Consider the following 18,657-nt stretch of genomic DNA (forward strand, 5'->3'; position numbering starts at 1 on the left):
TTTCATGGCGACGCGGGCGCGGCTGCGGGCCGCGTCATTGTCCGGTTACGGCTTTTCCCATACCGTTACGTCATGCGTCGCGCTGATTTGTGCGGCTGACGGATCTATTGTGCTGAAATAATTGCGATTTACGGGACATTGCCATGACCGACCCCGCGCCTGCGAGCTATACCGACCGTGCCGATCTGAAAGTGGACGCGGCGCTTGCCGCCTTTGTCGAGGCGGAGGCGCTGCCCGGCACCGGGATCGCGGCCGACGCTGTCTGGGCGGGGCTGTCGGCGTTAATCAAAGCCTTTGGGCCCAAGCGCGCCGAGCTGTTGCAGCAGCGCGAGGATCTGCAAGAACGCATCGACGCGTGGCATATGAAACAGGCTGGGGGAACGCATGATCCTCTGGCCTACCGGGCATTTCTGGAAGAGATCGGTTATCTGGTGCCGGAGCCGGACAGCGTGCAGATCGCGCCGGGGCGGATCGACCCCGAAATCAGTTCGCTGGCCGCGCCGCAACTGGTGGTGCCCGCGACGAATGCACGTTTCGCGCTGAACGCGGCCAATGCACGGTGGGGGTCACTTTATGATGCGCTCTACGGCACCGATGCGCTGGGCAGCCCGCCGCCCGCAGGCGCGCATGATCCAGAGCGGGGAAAGCAGGTCGTCGCGTGGGCGAAGGCGCATCTGGACCGGGTGGTGCCCCTGACCAAAGGCAGTTGGGCCAATATCGTCAGCATGGCCCCGGCGGGCGGTAAATTGATCCTCGTTGCCGGGAAAAACACCGTGGCACTGCGCGATCCGACGCAGTTCGCCGGGTTCAACCGGGGCGCGGATGGGGCGCTGACGGACCTGTTTTTCCGGGTGAACGGGCTGCATATCGTGCTGGTGCTCGACCGCGGCGACCCGATTGGGCGGGATGATCCGGCGGGCATCGCGGATATGTTCATCGAAGCGGCGGCCTCGACCATCGTCGATATGGAAGATTCGGTGGCCTGCGTGGATGGCGCCGACAAGGTGCTGGCCTATCGCAACTGGCTGGGCCTGATGAAGGGCGATCTGACGGCGGAGGTGTCCAAGGGCGGCACGCAATTCACCCGCGAGCTGAACCCCGATATCGGATTTACCGATCCGACGGGCCAGCCGGTGTTGCTGAAAGGGCGGGCGTTGCTGCTGGTGCGCAATGTCGGGCATCTGATGACGACCCCCGCCGTGCTGGATGCCAGCGGGGCCGAGGCCCCCGAAGGATTTCTGGATGCGCTGATTGCCGTCCTGATCGCCCTCCACGATCTGCGCCGTTCCGACGGTCCGCGCAATTCACCGGCGGGCGCGATCTATGTGGTGAAGCCCAAGATGCACGGCCCAGACGAGGTTCGGCTCGCCGATCAGACCTTTGCCGCGGTGGAGCAGGTGCTGGGTCTGCCCGCCCATACCGTCAAGATCGGCATCATGGACGAGGAACGCCGAACGTCCGCCAACCTCGCCGCCTGTATCGATGCAGCGCGGGAGCGTGTGGCCTTCATCAATACCGGGTTCCTCGATCGGACCGGGGATGAGATCCACACCTCGATGGAGGCGGGGCCGATGGTGCCCAAGGGACAGATGAAATCCGCGACGTGGCTGACGGCCTATGAGACGCGCAATGTCGATATCGGCATGCAATGCGGGCTGAAGGGGCGCGCGCAAATCGGTAAGGGCATGTGGGCGATGCCCGACCGCATGGCCGATATGCTGGATCAGAAAATCGCGCATCCGCACTCGGGCGCGACCTGCGCATGGGTGCCGTCGCCAACGGCGGCGGTGTTGCACGCCACGCATTATCATCACATCGACGTGTTTCAGCAGCTTTATACCATTGCGGAAGCGGCGGGTGGTGCGCCCCGCGCCACGCTTGACGATCTGCTGACCATCCCGTTGCTGGAGGGCCCGCTGCCAGAGGCGGAGATCACGGCGGAGGTGGAAAATTCCGCGCAGAGCATTCTCGGCTATGTCGTGCGCTGGATCGATCAGGGGGTGGGGTGTTCGAAAGTGCCCGATATTCATGATATCGGCCTGATGGAGGATCGCGCGACCCTGCGGATCAGTGCCCAAGGGCTTGCCAATTGGCTGAAATGGGATGTGGTGAGCCCGGAACAGGTGATGGCGGCGCTGCGCAAAATGGCGGTGGTGGTCGATCAGCAGAACGCGGGCGATCCGATATATCGCCCAATGGCGCCGGATTTCGACGGGATCGCGTTTCAGGCCGCCTGTGATCTGGTGTTCAAGGGGCGGGTGCAGCCTGCGGGCTATACCGAACCGATCCTGCATCAACGCCGGGCCGAGGCGAAGGCGCGCGGATAGTTGCGCGCGCCGGGGGGGCGAAGTGGGGCGTGCGGATCAGGTGGCCAACGCTTAAACACCAAAATCCAAACATAAAAAAACGCGCGACCCCGTAAGGGTCGCGCGCTGTTTCCCGTCCGCAGGAGACGAAAGCGGGAAATTAGCCTGCCGGGTTGGCAAGGATGTCGCGGGTCTGCTGACGCGCGGTGCCGGTGTCTTCGGTGCTCAGCTGTTTCAGCAGGGTCAGCTGGTTCAGGCTGTAGGCGCCGGGCTCAACACCCAAGGACGCGGCCAGCTGCGTGGCGTGAGCCGAAGAGGTCGCGGTGGCGGAGGAGCCGTTGCGCAGAGCGTTGACGCGGAACTGCTCGTCACCTTCGCCGACGGCACCGACCAGAGCGGTCAGTTCACCCAGCGTGTAGTTGCCGGGCTCGACACCGACGGAAGCGGCCAGCTGAGCGACGTTGCCGTGGCCGTTGACGGTTGCGTCACGGGTGATGGCTTCGCCTGCGGGGTTGTCGAGGATCTGGCTCACACGGAACTGGTTGCCTTCCTCGGCGCTCAGGCCTTTCAGCTCGACGAGCTGCGAGGTGGAGTAGACGCCGGGCTCAACGCCAACCGAACGGGCCAGCTGCGCGGTGTCGGCAGAGGCGGGGATGGCGGTCAGAGTGACGAGAGCGGCGAGGCCTGCGGTGATGAAGTTGGTGGTCATGATCGTTTCCTTACAAGTGGGGACGCCGGGAGGAGCGTCGTTATGTGATTTCTCTAGAGCGGCGTGGTGTCGCTCTGTGATGATGGGGATATGGCCCCCCGCACCCGATTAGGAAATTCGCGAAAATGATCTGCTATACTGTGCATATGCGCACAACACGGCGTCGTGAAGTTTGAAACTGTTTGTATTAGCGCGACGTAAGTCTTGTTAGCGCCCAACACCTATGCGCACAGCATGTAATCGTGCCTTGGAAGCGGGCAGTCTGCAAATGTCATAAGACATCGCTCCCGCGCCGTTTGGACCTTCGTCAGCCTGTGGCGGCTTGGAACGGGTGATCGTTCCGCTTTGGGCGCGCGGGGCGGGAAATTCGGCTCTTTCGGCGCATGGCGCTTTGGTCTAGCCTCGGGCCGTCCTGATCCCCACTTCCACGGTCATCCCTATGCCGCGTGCGCACACCCGCCCCATTGTGGGCATCATCTGTAACAGTCATCTGCTGAACGATACCTATCCCGCCCATGCCAATGGCGCGATGAATTCCGAAGCGATCGCGACCGTCAGCAACGCGATGCCCATGCTGATCCCCGCCGATCCGGCCTATCTGAGCGTGGATGAGTTGCTGGACACTTGCGACGGCTTTCTGTTCACCGGCGGGCGTCCGAACGTGCATCCCGAGGAATATGGCGAACCGGAAACGGCGGCGCATGGGGCGTTCGACCGGGCGCGGGACGCGATCACCCTGCCGTTGATCCGGAAACTGGTCGAGCGCGGCCAGCCCTTCATCGGCGTCTGCCGCGGCTTTCAGGAGGTCAACGTGGCGATGGGCGGAACGCTCTATCCCGAGATCCGCGATCTGCCGGGGCGTATGAACCACCGGATGCCCCCCGATGGCACGCTGGAAGAACGCTTTGCGCTGCGCCATAAGGTGACGTTCACGCCCGAAGGGCCGTTCGCCCGCCTGTTCGGAGCGCCGGAGGTGATGACCAACACGCTGCACGGGCAGGGGATCAAGCAGCCCGGACCGCGTGTGGTGGTCGATGGCACGGCCCCCGATGGCACGCCAGAGGCGCTGTATATCAAGGACGCGCCGGGTTTCACCATGTCGGTGCAGTGGCATCCGGAATATCGCGCGGCCCAAGACCCGGTTTCCCGTCCGCTGTTCGAGGCCTTTGGCGCTGCGGTCCATGAGTGGGCAGGCAGCAGGCGCGACGCGGTGCTGCGCAGCGCCTGACGACGGGCGGTTCGGCGGCCGTTCCGAGCGCCGATCCTATCGCAATCGCGCTGTGACCCTGTGGAAGTCGGTTTCACACTGTCGAATTAGCAAGATCCGTCGTGCATTCCGCCCCCGGATGGCTTTCCCTTGGGAAAAGTCTGGTTGCGAAAGAATGTTGCGGAATGTTAATTCCTGCCAGACCCAAAAGCCCGTCATGTGCGGTGCGCATGGGCAGGGGGACGGAGAAAGGGAAATTTCATCGTGAAAATCGGGACACCGAAAGAGGTATTTTCAGGAGAGTCGCGCGTCGCGATGACACCTGACTCTGCGCGTATGCTGCAGAAGCTTGGCTACGCGTGCGCAATCGAATCCGGGGCCGGTGCGGCTGCGGGCTTTAACGACGCCGCCTACGAGGCTGCGGGCGTCGAAGTGATGGCGGATGCCGCCGCGCTGTGGGCCGCATCCGACGTCGTCGCCAAGGTGCGACCGCCCAGCGAAACCGAAGTGGGCTACCTGCGCGACGGGCAGCTGCTGATCTCGTTCTTCTATCCGGGCAGCAACGAAACGCTGCTGGAGGAGTGCAAGGCCACCGGTGCCAGCGTCATCGCGATGGACATGGTGCCGCGCATCAGCCGCGCGCAGAAGATGGACGCGCTGTCCTCGATGGCGAATATCGCGGGCTACCGCGCCGTGATCGAGGCGGGCAACAACTTTGGCCGGTTCTTCACCGGTCAGGTGACAGCCGCTGGTAAAGTGCCGCCCGCCAAGGTGCTGATCGTCGGTGCCGGTGTTGCGGGTCTGGCCGCAATCGGCACGTCGACCTCGCTCGGTGCGATGACCTACGCCTTCGACGTGCGTCCCGAAGTGGCCGAGCAGATCGAGTCGATGGGCGCCGAGTTCGTCTATCTCGATTTCGAGGAAAAGGCCGCCGACGGTGCCGAGACCGGGGGCTATGCCGCCCCGTCGAGCCCCGAATTCCGCGAAAAGCAGCTGGAGAAATTCCGCGAGCTTGCGCCCGAGATGGACATCGTGATTACAACCGCGCTGATCCCGAACCGCGACGCGCCGGTGCTGTGGACCCGCGACATGGTCGAGCTGATGAAGCCCGGCTCCGTGATCGTCGATCTTGCCGCCGAGCGGGGCGGCAACTGCGAACTGACCGTCAAGGACGAGAAGATCGTCACCGACAATGGTGTCACGATCGTCGGCTACACCGACTTCCCCAGCCGGATGGCCACGCAAAGCTCCACGCTTTACGCCACCAACATCCGTCACATGATGACCGACCTGACCCCCGAAAAGGACGGCGCGGTCGATCATGACATGGACGACGATGTGATCCGGGGCGCCACGGTGACCCATGCGGGCGAGATCACCTTCCCGCCGCCGCCGCCCAAGGTGAAGGCCATCGCGGCCCAGAAGCCCAAGGAAAAAGCCAAGGAACTGACCCCCGAAGAACGTCGTGCCGCCGAAATCGCGGCGTTCAAGGCGCAGACCAAAAGCCACGTCACCCTGCTGGTGGCGGGTGCGGTTCTGATCGCGCTTGTCGGGGCCTATGCGCCAGCCAGCTTCATGAGCCACTTCATCGTGTTCGTTCTGGCCTGTTTCATCGGCTTCCAGGTCATCTGGAATGTCAGCCATTCGCTGCACACGCCGCTGATGGCCGTCACCAATGCCATTTCCGGCATTATCATTCTGGGCGCGGTGCTGCAGATCGGATCGGGGTCGTTCCTCGTGACGCTGCTGAGCTTCGTCTCGGTTCTTATCGCAAGCATCAATATCGTGGGCGGGTTCCTCGTGACGCGCCGGATGCTTGCCATGTTCCAGAAATCTTAAGGGGGAGCAGGGACAATGAGCATCGGACTGGTTTCCGCCGCCTATATCGCGGCGACGGTTCTCTTCATCCTCTCTCTTGGGGGTCTGTCGGGACAGGAAAGCGCGAAACGCGCTGTATGGTATGGCATTGCGGGTATGGCCTTGGCCGTGGTCGCGACCGTTTTCGGGCCGGGCGTTGCCGGGCTGGGGTGGATCCTGCTGGCCGTCGCCATCGGCGCGGGCGCGGGCTACTATGTGGCAGGCAAGGTCGAGATGACCGAGATGCCGCAGCTTGTCGCGGCGCTGCACAGCTTTGTTGGTCTGGCGGCTGTGTTCATCGGCTACAACGCCCATATCGAACTGGCGCGCGTGATGGACATGCCGCTGATCGAGCGGGATGCGTTGCAGGGGTTCGCGGGCGTTCTGGCGCATAAGACCGGCGTTGAGATCGCGATCCTGAAGGTCGAGGTCTTCCTCGGCGTATTCATCGGCGCGATCACCTTCACCGGCTCTGTCATCGCCTTTGGCAAGCTGGCGGGCAAGGTCTCGTCCGCCGCGCAGAAACTGCCGGGTGGTCACGCGCTGAACGCGGGCGCGGCGATCCTGTCGCTGATCCTGCTGATCATGTATGTCAACGGGGCCGGGTTCTGGGCGCTGCTCTTGATGTCGCTTTTGGCGTTCTTCATCGGCTACCACCTGATCATGGGCATCGGCGGCGCCGACATGCCGGTCGTGGTGTCGATGCTGAACAGCTATTCCGGCTGGGCGGCGTCTGCCATCGGTTTCACGCTGGGCAATGACCTGCTGATCGTGACCGGTGCGCTTGTCGGCTCCTCCGGCGCGATCCTGAGCTACATCATGTGCAAGGCGATGAACCGGTCGTTCATCTCGGTCATCCTCGGCGGCTTTGGCGGCAGCTCCGGCCCGGCGATGGAGGTCGAGGGCGAGCAGATCGCGATCGACGCCGACGGCGTGGCACAGGCGCTCGACGATGCCGATAGCGTGGTCATCGTGCCGGGCTACGGCATGGCGGTGGCGCAGGCGCAGCAGGCGGTGAGCGAGCTCACCCGTCGTCTGCGGGCGCAGGGCAAGACCGTGCGTTTCGCCATCCACCCCGTCGCGGGGCGTCTGCCGGGGCACATGAACGTGCTTCTGGCCGAGGCCAAGGTGCCCTATGACATCGTGCTGGAGATGGAGGAGATCAACGACGATTTCCCCTCGACCGACGTGGTGATCGTCATCGGCTCCAACGACATCGTCAACCCGGCGGCGCAGGACGATCCCAACTCTCCCATCGCCGGTATGCCGGTGCTGGAGGTCTGGAAGGCCAAGAGCGTGTTCGTGTCGAAGCGCGGTCAGGGCACCGGCTATTCCGGTATCGAGAACCCGCTGTTCTACAAAGAGAACACGCGCATGTTCTACGGCGACGCGAAGGAATCGCTCAACACGCTGCTGACCAAGATGAACAGCTGAGTGTCGATCTGAAAACGAAGAAAGGCGGGCCCTGCGGGGCCCGTTTTTTTTGTGTGGGGACGCGTCGATCGGCGCGCATCCGCTCTCGGACAAGGCCGTAGGCCGCGAGGGCGAGCGCCTGCCCGGTCCGGCGGGCTGGTGGTTTGCCACCCCTCGCTGACCTCGGATCAAAGAAGAACTTGGCTGGCATAAAGCGCACCCGTTCAACCGTGGTTGCGCCACCCCCCGGGCAGGCTCACGTGGCACCTAGAATGTCCACTCCCCGCACTTTCCAAACTGCGCGCATCCGCTCTCGGACAAGGCCGTAGGCCGCGAGAGCGAGCGCCTGCCCGTCCTCGCGGGCTGGCGCTTGGAAACCTCGCGCTGACCTCGGAGCGGGGAGGGACGTGGCAACATAAAAGCGCCCCGACCGACCGTTTCAGCGCCACCCCACGGGCAGGCTCACGTCGCACTCAATGGTTCGCCGGGCGACATCATCCGTGCTCAGCGCACTGCCTGCAAACAAGCGGAGCGCGCGGATAGTCCCACTCCCCGGCTCACGCCGCGTGCGCTTGCACCAACGAAAAAGGGCACCGCCGTGCGATGCCCTTTCCCCGTGTCGTGCCGGATCGCTCCGATCAGATCAGCTTGCCCATTGCCACGGCGGTGTCGGCCATGCGGTTGGAGAAGCCCCATTCATTGTCATACCACGTCAGGATGCGGCACATCGTGCCTTCCAGAACCTTGGTCTGGTCGGTCGCGAAGGTGGAGCTGTGGGCGTCGTGGTTGAAGTCGACCGAAACCAGCGGCTCGTCGGTGATGCCCAGAACGCCTTTCATCGGGCCTTCGGCGGCGGCGCGGATCGCGTTGTTGATCTCTTCGACCGTGGTGTCGCGCGCGGCTTCGAATGTCAGATCGACGACCGAGACATTCGGCGTCGGCACCCGGATGGCCACGCCGTCAAGTTTGCCGTTCAGTTCCGGCAGAACCAAACCCACAGCCTTGGCCGCGCCGGTGGAGGTGGGGATCATCGACAGGGCCGCAGCCCGCGCGCGATAAAGATCCTTGTGCATCGTGTCGAGCGTCGGCTGGTCGCCGGTGTAGCTGTGCACGGTGGTCATGAAGCCTTTCACGATGCCGATTTCGTCGTTGAGCACCTTGACCACCGGCGACAGGCAGTTGGTGGTGCAGGACGCGTTCGACACGACGTGATCGTCGGCGGTCAGGCTGGCGTGGTTGACCCCGTAGACGATGGTTTTGTCAGCGCCAGCACCGGGGGCGGAGATCAGCACCCGCTTCGAGCCGTTTTCGAGATGCAGCGCGGCCTTTTCACGGGCGGTGAAGATACCGGTGCATTCCAGCGCGATATCGACATTGTCCCACGGCAGTTCCTTGGGGTCGCGCAGCGCGGTCACTTCCATCGGGCCTTGGCCCACATCGATGCTGTTGCCGGACACTTTCACCTCGGCGGGGAAGCGGCCGTGCACGCTGTCGTAGCGCAGCAGGTGGGCGTTGGTCTCGACCGGGCCGAGATCGTTGATCGCCACGACCTCGATATCGGTGCGACCGGATTCGATGATGCCGCGAAGCACGTTGCGGCCAATGCGGCCGAACCCGTTGATGGCGACTTTGACGGTCATGTTGGATCTCCCATTTGACGCGGAGGGACGGCCGCGAAGCGGTGCCCCGGAAATGTTGACGCTAACATGCGAGTTCGAGACGAAAGGTCAAGGTGTTGCGACGGCGCGCCCCACTTGCCCCGGCTGATCGCAGCGCGGCTCAGTCAGAAGGCTAGCCCGCAGGGCGGGGAACGCAAGCATGGGAGAGGCCGGCGCGCGCCCTGCCGCTGCGCCGAGCGCTGGGGTGGCAAGGCGGGTGTCCGAGCGGCCAGCAAGACACCGCGCCAACGCGGTCCGGGCGCGCGCCCGCTGCGCAATTAGCGCCAGAACGCGACCCAGTCGATCAGGTCCAGAAACATGCGGCTTGCGATCAGCAGCCCTTCGCCGTCTTGGAGATGGAAATCCGCGGCGACAACCGCCAGCACGATCAGCGCAAGCGCCAGGGCGATACGGTTGGTCACGCGGGGGGATGCTCCTGTCAGTGTAGAAGCCGCCCCATCGCACCTGCGACATCTGCCATCCGGCAGGAGAAGCCCCATTCGTTATCATACCATGCCAGCACCCGCACCGTGCGGCCACCGACGACCTTGGTCTGGTCTGGCGCGAAGATAGACGAATAGGCGGTGTGGTTGAAGTCGATCGAGACTTTGGGCGCGGGGTCATAGGACAGCACGGCCCCCATATGCCCGGCGGCGGCCTCGCGGACCACTTCGTTCACGTTCTCGACGGTCACGCTGCACGCGGCCTCGAACGTCAGATCGACGGCGGAGACATTGGGCGTGGGCACCCGCATGGCGGAGCCGTCAAGGCGGCCTTCCAACTCCGGCAGCACTTCGGAGATCGCCTTGGCCGCGCCGGTGGAGGTGGGGATCATCGCCATCGCGGCGGCGCGCGCGCGGTAGAGATCCTTATGCCGCCGGTCGAGCGTGGGCTGATCGCCGGTGTAGCTGTGGACGGTGGTCATGATACCCCGTTCGATGCCGATGGCGTCGTTGAGAACCTTGGCCAGCGGGGCAAGGCAATTCGTGGTGCAGGACCCGTTCGAGACCATGCGGTCGCCGGGCTCCAGCGCACGGTGATTGACCCCGTAGACGATGGTGCGGTCGACATTGGACGCGGGCGCGGAGATCAGCACCTTGCGCGCGCCGCGCTCCAGATGGACCGCCGATTTCAGCCCGTCGTTGAATTGCCCGGTGCATTCCAGCACGACGTCGCAGCCGTCCCAGTCCAGTTCCTGCGGATCGTAGGTCGAAAACACCTCCATCGGGCCGCGCCCCAGATCGAGCGTGTTGCCCGACACCCGGACATCCCCGGCGAAGCGGCCATGCACGCTGTCGAACCGCAGCAGATGCGCGTTGGTCTCGATAGGGCCGGTGGCGTTGATCTTGACGACCTGAACGTCATTGCGGGCGCTTTCAGCGATCCCGGCCAGAGTGCAGCGTCCGATCCGCCCAAAGCCGTTGATCCCAACCGTAACCGTCATGCGTCCATCTCCTGATCCGTGTCAGGGCGGAGGGATAGGCGCTGCGGGCGCTGGGTAAAAGTGTCATATATCAGTATGTTAGCGAAAACATCTATCACATGGCGAAAGTTTGCGCTAACGGTTAGCGCAAGCAGTTCCGCGCCGCGGCATCACGGCCCACAGGCGGGTCACGCCGCCGCCTGTGGAGGCGGGGGGAGGGTTCATGACGGACAGCAACGATTCGACCCGGCCCGCGCGGCATGGCGGCACGGCGCTGCGGCAATGGCGCGACTGGGCGGTGCTGACGGGGCGTTTGCTGCTGTCGGTGCTGTTTCTGGGCGGGGCGGCGCAGAAAATCAGCGATCCCGGCCCGGCGATGGCGCTGCTGACCATGCGCGGCCTGCCCGAGGCCCTGCTATGGCCCGCGCTGGCCTATAACCTGATGGCGGGGCTGGCGTTGGTCTTGGGGTGGCGGATGATGCCGGTCGCGCTGAGCCTTGCGGCCTATTGCGGCGCGACAAGCTGGTTTCACCTGCAACCGGACGATCCGTGGCAGATGACGATCTTTGTCAAAAACTGGTCGATCGCGGGCGGATGTCTGGTGCTGGCGGCCTATGGCGCGGGGCGGTTTTCGCTCGACGCGCGGCGCTGAAGGGTGCGGGCGCCCGCGAAACGGCGCGCCCGGGGCCGAATGACCCCCGGCGCACCGTAGGGGATCAGGCGGCCTGCTGCTTGGCCGCGTCGCGCAGATAGTTGAGCAGGGTTTCGGGCGAGGACACGCCATAGGGGTCTTCGCCGTGGTTGTCGCACAGGCCCGGCTCGGGGAACCATGCCTCGATCACACCGTCATTGACGACGGCGGCGTAGCGCCACGAGCGCAGACCAAAGCCCAGATTGTCCTTGCGCACCAGCATACCCATGCGGCGGGTGAATTCGCCGGAGCCGTCGGGGATGACCTTGATCTTCTCGATGCCTTGCATCTGCGCCCATTTGTTCATGACAAAGCTGTCATTGACGGACATGCAGTAGATCTCATCCACGCCCAGATCCTGAAATTCGGCGTAATTGTTCTCGAACCCCGGCAGCTGGTAGGTGGAGCAGGTGGGCGTGAACGCACCGGGCAGGGCAAAGAGCACAACGCGCTTGCCCGCGAAATAATCCGCGGTGGTTTTGTCTTCCCATGTGAAGGGGTTGTCACCGCCAAGGCTGTCGTCGCGGACGCGGGTGTGGAAGGTGACGTCGGGCAGTTTGGCGCCGGCTTGCATGGGGAAAACTCCTGAATCTGAATATGTCCTCCCTGCCTGAGGAGATAGCCAAGCTGCGGCTTTCATGCAATGCGTCAGGCGCATGTTCGGCTTGCATTCCCGGTCTGCGCAGCGGTTACGCTTTCAAAGCAGGCACAGCGGGTCTATAGCTGGGCACAAATCGCCGCCGCTGATGAGGAGGCATACCTTTGCGCGATCTCAAGATTCCCGGCCAGCGCCACCCCGAAAAGGCGCACCGTGTCGATAATGCCCAGCCCAAGAAGCCAAGCTGGATCAGGGTCAAGGCCCCCGTGGGAGAAGGCTACCGCCAGACCCGCGACATCATGCGCGAGCATAAGCTGACGACCGTCTGCGAAGAAGCGGGCTGTCCCAATGTCGGCGAATGCTGGAGCCAAGGCCACGCCACCATGATGATCATGGGCGAGATCTGCACCCGCGGCTGCACCTTCTGCAATGTGGCGACGGGCCGCCCTGACGCGCTTGACGTGTTCGAGCCGGGGCGCGTGGCACATGCGGTCGAAAAGCTGGGGCTGAACCATGTGGTCGTCACCTCCGTCGACCGGGACGATCTGGCCGATGGCGGGGCGGATCACTTCGCCCAGACGATCCGCGCGATCCGCCACCGGTCCCCGGGCACCACGATCGAGATCCTGACGCCGGATTTCCTGAAATGCGACAATTCGGTTCTGGAAACGGTGGTCGAGGCGCGTCCCGACGTTTTCAACCACAATCTGGAAACCGTGCCCGGCCTTTATCCCACGGTGCGGCCCGGTGCGCGCTATTTCCATTCGCTGCGGCTGTTGCAGCGGGTCAAGGAAATGGACCCCGCGATGTTCACCAAATCCGGCATCATGGTCGGCTTGGGTGAGACCGGCGAGCAGGTGCGGCAGGTGATGGATGACATGCGCGCGGCGGATGTCGATTTCCTGACCATCGGTCAATATCTACAACCGACCCCGAAACACCACGCGGTGCGCGATTTCGTGACGCCCGAGGAGTTCGCAGCCTATGAAAAATCGGCTTGGGGTAAGGGGTTTTTGATGGTTTCTGCCACCCCGCTGACCCGGTCGAGCTACCATGCCGGGGATGATTTCGCCCGTCTGCGCGACAACCGGCTGGCAAAGCTGGGCCGCGCCTGAGACGCGTTAAGTCGGCCCTGAGCTACAGATGATGGCATTGATGGCGCGGGGCCAAGCCTCGCGCCGTTTTTATGCCAAGTGGCTGTTTGCAGGCATAGTTTCGCAGAGTTGACAGCTGTCAACTAGTTTCTGAATTATTAATTATTACCAGCGGGTTAACGCGGTCTAAGCCTTGGCCTGCGCGCGGGTCAAAAGCCGGTCCACCAGCGTCCGCTCCGCCGTGCTTAGCTGCTGATGCCGGGGGTAGGCGGGCTGCGCACGGTCATTGCGCACCGGCATGTGCCAGCCATGCGTGCTGTCGAAAAACGCCTCTGCGCCCGCTTCGCCGAACATGTCGAGATAGCCTTTGACCACCACGTCGAGATAGCTTTGTAAAATCGGTGCGCTGCCATCGCCGCAATTGGCGAGCGGCACGGAATAGACCTGAATCTCAGCGTCGCCAACCGGGTGCTCGGACACCGCGTCCGTGACAAGGTGGCGGGTATAATTGGCTTCGCGCAGGTCCAGCGCGGCCCAATCCCCATCGGGCACACGGGCGATCAGCCCGTCGATGGCGCAGCCATGACGCCGCTCGACCGAGAGCACGGCCGCGGAGTGGGCCGGCACATGACGCCAGATCCGCCCCCAGCCCTGTAGCCGGGCGGTGTGGTGATCGCGGTAGGCATGGGTGCCGGTATGAACGAGTGAGCCGTAGCCAAAGAAATGAGCATTCTGCATGGGATCAGTCCTGCCGCAGCGCGCGCAGGAGGGCAAGAGCGGTTGCGCGGCGCGCGCGGGGCTGCGGGGACTTGCCCGAAGCGGCAGGCTGCGCTATCGCAGGATCACCGCACCGGGAGAATCCGGCCCAGTGCCGGTGCCGAAGGAGCAACCGCCCCGGTAAACTCTCAGGCATCAGGACCGTTGCGGGCACGACACTCTGGAGAGAGGGGCCATGCGCCCCCGCCGAAGGGATAACGATCTCAGGCGCCAAGGACAGAGGGGGCATCGCAGGCGTGCGCCGGACCAGATGGTCGGGGTGCGTCACCATGTGATGCCGGGCCAGACGTGCCTCCGGCAAGAAGGAGGGCGCGGCATGGCCGACAGCCAGACAAGCGGACATACCGGCGGACCGGGCGACAGCGACCTGAATGTGACGCCGCTGTTCGATTTCGCGCAGCGCAATGGCGGCAAGATCGTCGATTTCGCAGGCTGGGCGCTGCCGGTGCAATTCGCGCCTGGCGTGATGAAGGAACATCTGCACACCCGCGCCGCTGCCGGGCTTTTCGACGTGAGCCACATGGGGCAGGTGATCCTGCGCCACGCGGATGGCGCGACCGGTGCTGCCCGCGCGCTGGAGACGCTGGCGCCCGCCGATCTGATCGGGCTGAAGGAAGGCCGCCAGCGCTATGGTCTGTTTACCGACGCGCAGGGCGGTATTCTTGACGATCTGATGATCGCCAATCGCGGCGATCACCTGTTCTTGGTGGTCAACGCCGCCAACCGCGCCGCCGATCTGGCGCATCTGCGCGCCCACCTGACCGACTGCGAGGTCGAGGAGATCACCGACCGCGCGCTGATCGCGCTGCAAGGTCCGCAGGCCGAGGCCGCGCTGGCGCAGATCGTGCCCGATGCGGCGGCGATGAAATTCATGGATGTGGTGGTGAAGGACAGCGCGTTCGGCGCGCTCTGGATCAGCCGGTCGGGCTATACCGGCGAGGACGGCTACGAGATTTCGGTGGCGGCGGATGAGGCCGACGCTTTTGCCTCGGCGCTGATCGCGCAGGAGGGCGTGGAGCCGGTGGGCCTTGGCGCGCGCGATTCGCTGCGGCTGGAGGCCGGGCTGTGCCTGCATGGTCATGACATCGACGCGGCCACCACCCCCGTTGAGGCCGCGCTGGTCTGGGCCATGCAGAAGGTGCGCCGTCCCGGTGGAGCCCGTGCGGGTGGTTATCCCGGTGCCGACCGGATCGCGGCGCAGCTGGACACGGGCCCGGAGCGGCTGCGCGTGGGGCTGCTGCCCGGCACCCGCGCACCGATGCGCGAAGGCACGCTGTTGTTTGCGCAGGCCGAAGGCGGCACGCCAGTGGGAGAGGTGACATCGGGGGCCTATGGGCCGTCGATCGGGGCGCCGATGTCGATGGGCTACCTGCGCGCAGACCTTTGCCAGACCGGCACCGCGATCTACGGTGAGGTGCGGGGCAAGCGGCTGCCGGCTACGGTGGCGGATATGCCGTTCCGGCCCGCGACCTACAAACGCTGAACCGGGCCCTGGCCCGCCCCTGAGACAGATCCCCGCGTGCCGGGGCAGATGACAAACCGAAGGAACCCAACCGCATGAAATTTACCGAACAGCATGAGTGGCTTCTGCCCGAAGGCGATACCGTCACCGTGGGCATCACCGAACATGCCGCGACCCAGTTGGGCGATGTGGTGTTCGTCGAATTGCCGGAGGTCGGCGCATCGGTCACCAAGGACGAGGAAATCGTCGTGATCGAAAGCGTCAAGGCGGCGTCCGACATCCTTGCGCCGCTGGACGGCGAGATCGTCGAGATCAACGAGGCGCTGGTCGCCAATCCCGCCCTGATCAACGAAGACGCGATGGGCGATGCGTGGTTTTTTAAGATCAAACCGTCGAACATGGACGACCTTGACGAGTTCATGGACGAAGCCGCCTATAAGGACATGGTCGGCTGACCCAATAGCAGACACAGGGCCGGGGCGTGTTGCCCGGTCCTGTGTCGGCGTGCAGGGCCGCCCAGTGACGCGGCCTGTTCCGATGGCTCCGCCCGTGCATGTGGCGGGGCATCCCTTCTCCCGGTTTCACGAAAGCGCGGTCCATGCCCTTCACCCCCACCGATTACGATCCTTATGATTTCGCCAATCGCCGCCATATCGGCCCGTCGCCTGCGGAGATGGAGCAGATGCTGGCCGCTGTCGGGGTCGACAGCCTCGACGCGCTGATCGACGAAACCGTGCCGCAATCCATCCGGCAGGCCGAGCCGCTGGACTGGGCGCCGCTGACCGAGGGCGAATTGATCGTGCGGCTGCGCGAGGTGGCGGCAAAGAACAAGGTGATGACCTCGCTCATCGGGCAGGGCTATTACGGCACCGTCACCCCGCCTGCGATCCAGCGCAACATTCTGGAAAACCCCGCATGGTATACCGCCTACACGCCCTATCAGCCGGAGATCGCGCAGGGCCGGCTGGAGGCTTTGCTGAACTACCAGACCATGATCAGCGACCTGACCGGGCTGGAAGTGGCCAATGCGTCGCTGCTGGACGAGGCCACAGCGGCGGCCGAGGCGATGGTCATGGCGCAGCGCGCGGCGAAATCGAAAGCGCCCGCGTTTTTCGTCGATGCCGCCTGCCATCCGCAAACCATCGCGGTGATCGAAACCCGCGCCGCGCCGCTGGGCATCCCGGTGATCGTCGCGCCGGTGTCCGAACTGGTGCCTGAGGGCGTGTTTGGCGCGCTGTTCCAGTATCCCGGCACCGAGGGTCATCTGGTGGATTTCACCGATCAGATCGCCGCGTTGCATGAGGTCCGCGCCGTGGCCGTGGTGGCGACCGACCTGCTGGCGCTGACGCTGCTGAAAGAGCCGGGCGCGATGGGCGCGGATATCGCCATCGGCTCCGCCCAGCGTTTTGGCGTGCCGCTGGGCTATGGCGGGCCGCATGCGGCGTTCATGTCCTGCCGCGACGCGCTGAAGCGCACGATGCCGGGGCGGATCGTCGGTGTGTCGGTCGATGCGCGCGGCAACAAAGCCTACCGGCTGGCCCTGCAAACGCGCGAGCAACATATCCGGCGCGAAAAGGCGACCTCGAATGTCTGCACGGCGCAGGCGCTGCTGGCGGTGATGGCCTCCTTCTACGCCGTGTTCCACGGACCCAAAGGCCTGCGCGCCATTGCCGAGCGCATCCACCTGCGCGCCGTGCATCTGGCCGATGGGCTGGCCGAGGCGGGCTTTGCCATCGCGCCGGATCAGTATTTCGATACCTTCACCGTCGAGGCGGGCAGCCTGCAGGGGGTGATCCTGCGCGCCGCTCTGGCCGAAGGCATCAACCTGCGGCCCCTGTCCGGCGGGCGCATCGGCATTTCGGTCGATGAGACCACCTCCCGCCGCACGGTGGAGGCCGTCTGGCGCGCCTTTGGCATCACCCGCAGCTATGGCGACGCGACCCGTGTGGCGCTGCCCGAGGGGCTGCTGCGCGAAAGCGATTATCTGGCCCATCCGGTGTTCCAGATGAACCGCGCCGAAGCGGAGATGATGCGCTACATGCGGCGGCTGGCGGATCGCGATCTGGCGCTGGACCGGGCAATGATCCCGCTGGGCTCCTGCACCATGAAGCTCAACGCCGCAGTCGAAATGATGCCGGTGACATGGCCCGAATTCGGTCAGATCCACCCCTTTGCCCCCGCCGATCAGGCGCTGGGCTATGCGGAGATGATCGAGGATCTGTCGGCCAAGCTGTGCCAGATCACCGGCTATGACGCGATGTCGATGCAGCCTAATTCCGGCGCGCAGGGCGAATATGCGGGGCTGCTGACCATCGCCGCCTATCACAGCGCGCGGGGCGAGGATCGTGACATCTGCCTGATCCCGACCTCCGCCCATGGCACCAACCCGGCCTCGGCGCAGATGGCCGGGATGAAGGTCGTGGTGGTCAAGGCTGCGGGCAACGGCGATATCGACCTAGAGGATTTCCGCGCCAAGGCCGAAGCGGCGGGCGCGCGGCTGGCCGCCTGCATGATCACCTATCCCTCGACCCACGGCGTGTTCGAGGACACGGTGCGCGAGGTCTGCGCGATCACCCATCATCACGGCGGGCAGGTCTATCTGGACGGGGCCAATCTCAACGCGCTGGTGGGCTTGGTGAAGCCGGGCGAGATCGGCGCGGATGTCAGCCACCTGAACCTGCACAAGACCTTCTGCATCCCGCATGGCGGCGGTGGTCCGGGCATGGGCCCGATCGGGGTGAAGGCGCATCTGGCGCCCTATCTGCCGGGCGATCCCAATGCGGGCGCGCAGGGCGAAACCCCGGGGCCGGTCTCTGCCGCGCCCTATGGCTCCGCCTCGATCCTGCCGATTTCATGGTCCTACTGCCTGCTGATGGGCGGCGCGGGCATGACGCAGGCGACGCGGGTGGCGATCCTGTCGGCCAACTACATCGCGGCGCAGCTGTCGGACGGCTACGAGGTGCTGTTCAAGGGCCGCGCGGGCCGGGTCGCGCATGAATGCATCCTCGACACCCGCCCGTTCGAGAAAAGCGCGGGCGTCAGCGTCGATGACATTGCCAAACGGTTGGTCGATAACGGGTTCCACGCGCCAACGATGAGCTTCCCGGTGCCGGGCACGCTGATGGTGGAGCCGACGGAAAGCGAAACCAAAGCCGAGCTTGACCGCTTCATCGCCGCGATGCAGTCGATCCGCGCCGAAATCGCGCAGGTCGAGGCCGGGGACTGGCAGGTCGAGGAAAGCCCGCTGCGCCACGCGCCCCACACGGTCGAAGATCTGGTCGCCGACTGGACCCGGCCCTATCCGCGCGAACAGGGCTGTTTCCCCGCCGGGGCGTTCCGCGTCGACAAATACTGGCCCCCCGTGGGCCGGGTCGACAATGCGTGGGGCGATCGCAACCTGATCTGTACCTGCCCGCCGATGGAGGCCTACGCGGATGCCGCCGAATAACATCGCAGGCGGGG

General features: G+C 64.6%; 15 protein-coding genes and 1 riboswitch. Of the genes, 9 read left to right on the forward strand and 6 right to left on the reverse strand.

What is annotated here, in order from left to right; translation table 11 throughout:
- The first annotated feature begins 143 nt into the window (after nt 1–143).
- The gene (locus CBW24_RS06835; protein ID WP_097373086.1) at nt 144–2,327 is read left to right on the forward strand and encodes a malate synthase G; all 2,184 of its coding nucleotides are present in this window, start codon (nt 144–146) and stop codon (nt 2,325–2,327) included.
- Nucleotides 2,328–2,466: 139 nt separating this feature from the next.
- Here CBW24_RS06835 and CBW24_RS06840 read toward each other — a convergent pair whose 3' ends face one another.
- Complete coding sequence (locus CBW24_RS06840) at nt 2,467–3,015, reverse strand: hypothetical protein (protein WP_097373087.1); 549 nt, start codon at nt 3,013–3,015, stop codon at nt 2,467–2,469.
- A 439-nt stretch (nt 3,016–3,454) separates the two neighbouring features.
- Between CBW24_RS06840 and CBW24_RS06845 the strand changes: the two genes are divergently transcribed.
- The 3 genes from CBW24_RS06845 (at nt 3,455) to pntB (ending at nt 7,513) form a co-directional block, all read left to right on the forward strand.
- On the forward strand, nt 3,455–4,243 hold the full coding sequence (locus CBW24_RS06845) for a gamma-glutamyl-gamma-aminobutyrate hydrolase family protein (protein ID WP_097373088.1): 789 nt from the start codon (nt 3,455–3,457) through the stop codon (nt 4,241–4,243).
- A 243-nt stretch (nt 4,244–4,486) separates the two neighbouring features.
- Entirely contained in the window at nt 4,487–6,061 is a 1,575-nt protein-coding gene (locus CBW24_RS06850) for a Re/Si-specific NAD(P)(+) transhydrogenase subunit alpha (RefSeq protein WP_097373089.1), read from the forward strand.
- 15 nt (nt 6,062–6,076) lie between these two features.
- A complete protein-coding gene (gene pntB, locus CBW24_RS06855; RefSeq protein ID WP_088664398.1) occupies nt 6,077–7,513 on the forward strand; it encodes a Re/Si-specific NAD(P)(+) transhydrogenase subunit beta in 1,437 nt (478 codons plus the stop codon).
- A 617-nt stretch (nt 7,514–8,130) separates the two neighbouring features.
- Here pntB and gap (CBW24_RS06860) read toward each other — a convergent pair.
- The 3 genes from gap (CBW24_RS06860) to gap (CBW24_RS06870) form a co-directional block, all read right to left on the reverse strand.
- The gene (gene gap, locus CBW24_RS06860; protein WP_088664397.1) at nt 8,131–9,132 is read right to left on the reverse strand and encodes a type I glyceraldehyde-3-phosphate dehydrogenase; all 1,002 of its coding nucleotides are present in this window, start codon (nt 9,130–9,132) and stop codon (nt 8,131–8,133) included.
- A gap of 296 nt (nt 9,133–9,428) precedes the next feature.
- Nucleotides 9,429–9,572 (reverse strand): hypothetical protein, encoded by a 144-nt coding sequence (locus CBW24_RS18495; RefSeq protein ID WP_097373090.1) that lies wholly within the window; start codon nt 9,570–9,572, stop codon nt 9,429–9,431.
- A 17-nt stretch (nt 9,573–9,589) separates the two neighbouring features.
- Nucleotides 9,590–10,594 (reverse strand): type I glyceraldehyde-3-phosphate dehydrogenase, encoded by a 1,005-nt coding sequence (gene gap / locus CBW24_RS06870; RefSeq protein ID WP_097373091.1) that lies wholly within the window; start codon nt 10,592–10,594, stop codon nt 9,590–9,592.
- A 202-nt stretch (nt 10,595–10,796) separates the two neighbouring features.
- Between gap (CBW24_RS06870) and CBW24_RS06875 the strand changes: the two genes are divergently transcribed.
- Nucleotides 10,797–11,225, forward strand: a complete 429-nt coding sequence (locus CBW24_RS06875; protein WP_097373092.1) for a DoxX family protein — start codon at nt 10,797–10,799, stop codon at nt 11,223–11,225.
- 64 nt (nt 11,226–11,289) lie between these two features.
- Here the strand turns inward: CBW24_RS06875 and CBW24_RS06880 are convergent, their stop codons facing one another.
- The gene (locus CBW24_RS06880) at nt 11,290–11,838 is read right to left on the reverse strand and encodes a peroxiredoxin (protein ID WP_097373093.1); all 549 of its coding nucleotides are present in this window, start codon (nt 11,836–11,838) and stop codon (nt 11,290–11,292) included.
- Between the two features lie 188 nt (nt 11,839–12,026).
- Here CBW24_RS06880 and lipA point away from each other — a divergent pair, with 188 nt between their 5' ends.
- A complete protein-coding gene (lipA, locus tag CBW24_RS06885; protein WP_088664392.1) occupies nt 12,027–12,977 on the forward strand; it encodes a lipoyl synthase in 951 nt (316 codons plus the stop codon).
- Between the two features lie 165 nt (nt 12,978–13,142).
- On the opposite strand, the gene CBW24_RS06890 is transcribed toward lipA, so the two are convergent.
- A complete protein-coding gene (locus CBW24_RS06890; RefSeq protein ID WP_088664391.1) occupies nt 13,143–13,694 on the reverse strand; it encodes a gamma-glutamylcyclotransferase family protein in 552 nt (183 codons plus the stop codon).
- A 103-nt stretch (nt 13,695–13,797) separates the two neighbouring features.
- Nucleotides 13,798–13,887: riboswitch (glycine riboswitch) on the forward strand.
- Nucleotides 13,888–14,049: 162 nt separating this feature from the next.
- Between CBW24_RS06890 and gcvT the strand changes: the two genes are divergently transcribed.
- The 3 genes from gcvT (at nt 14,050) to gcvP (ending at nt 18,643) form a co-directional block, all read left to right on the forward strand.
- A complete protein-coding gene (gcvT, locus tag CBW24_RS06895; RefSeq protein WP_097373094.1) occupies nt 14,050–15,216 on the forward strand; it encodes a glycine cleavage system aminomethyltransferase GcvT in 1,167 nt (388 codons plus the stop codon).
- Between the two features lie 74 nt (nt 15,217–15,290).
- Nucleotides 15,291–15,650, forward strand: coding sequence for a glycine cleavage system protein GcvH (gcvH, locus tag CBW24_RS06900; protein ID WP_088664389.1), 360 nt, complete (start codon nt 15,291–15,293; stop codon nt 15,648–15,650).
- A gap of 143 nt (nt 15,651–15,793) precedes the next feature.
- On the forward strand, nt 15,794–18,643 hold the full coding sequence (gene gcvP, locus CBW24_RS06905) for an aminomethyl-transferring glycine dehydrogenase (RefSeq protein ID WP_097373095.1): 2,850 nt from the start codon (nt 15,794–15,796) through the stop codon (nt 18,641–18,643).
- The last annotated feature ends 14 nt before the right edge of the window (nt 18,644–18,657 follow it).

Origin of the sequence: Pacificitalea manganoxidans (assembly GCF_002504165.1) — a bacterium.
Taxonomy (GTDB): domain Bacteria; phylum Pseudomonadota; class Alphaproteobacteria; order Rhodobacterales; family Rhodobacteraceae; genus Pacificitalea; species Pacificitalea manganoxidans.

What these genes read in the sequence shown, in the direction of transcription:
- CBW24_RS06880 (WP_097373093.1), bottom strand. Translation starts at nt 11,838, where the DNA reads ATGCAAGCCGGCGCCAAACTGCCCGACGTCACCTTCCACACCCGCGTC.
- gap (WP_097373091.1), bottom strand. Translation starts at nt 10,594, where the DNA reads ATGACGGTTACGGTTGGGATCAACGGCTTTGGGCGGATCGGACGCTGC.
- gcvP (WP_097373095.1), top strand. Translation starts at nt 15,794, where the DNA reads ATGCCCTTCACCCCCACCGATTACGATCCTTATGATTTCGCCAATCGC.
- CBW24_RS06845 (WP_097373088.1), top strand. Translation starts at nt 3,455, where the DNA reads ATGCCGCGTGCGCACACCCGCCCCATTGTGGGCATCATCTGTAACAGT.
- CBW24_RS06840 (WP_097373087.1), bottom strand. Translation starts at nt 3,015, where the DNA reads ATGACCACCAACTTCATCACCGCAGGCCTCGCCGCTCTCGTCACTCTG.
- CBW24_RS06835 (WP_097373086.1), top strand. Translation starts at nt 144, where the DNA reads ATGACCGACCCCGCGCCTGCGAGCTATACCGACCGTGCCGATCTGAAA.
- gcvH (WP_088664389.1), top strand. Translation starts at nt 15,291, where the DNA reads ATGAAATTTACCGAACAGCATGAGTGGCTTCTGCCCGAAGGCGATACC.
- CBW24_RS06875 (WP_097373092.1), top strand. Translation starts at nt 10,797, where the DNA reads ATGACGGACAGCAACGATTCGACCCGGCCCGCGCGGCATGGCGGCACG.
- pntB (WP_088664398.1), top strand. Translation starts at nt 6,077, where the DNA reads ATGAGCATCGGACTGGTTTCCGCCGCCTATATCGCGGCGACGGTTCTC.
- gcvT (WP_097373094.1), top strand. Translation starts at nt 14,050, where the DNA reads ATGGCCGACAGCCAGACAAGCGGACATACCGGCGGACCGGGCGACAGC.
- gap (WP_088664397.1), bottom strand. Translation starts at nt 9,132, where the DNA reads ATGACCGTCAAAGTCGCCATCAACGGGTTCGGCCGCATTGGCCGCAAC.
- CBW24_RS06890 (WP_088664391.1), bottom strand. Translation starts at nt 13,694, where the DNA reads ATGCAGAATGCTCATTTCTTTGGCTACGGCTCACTCGTTCATACCGGC.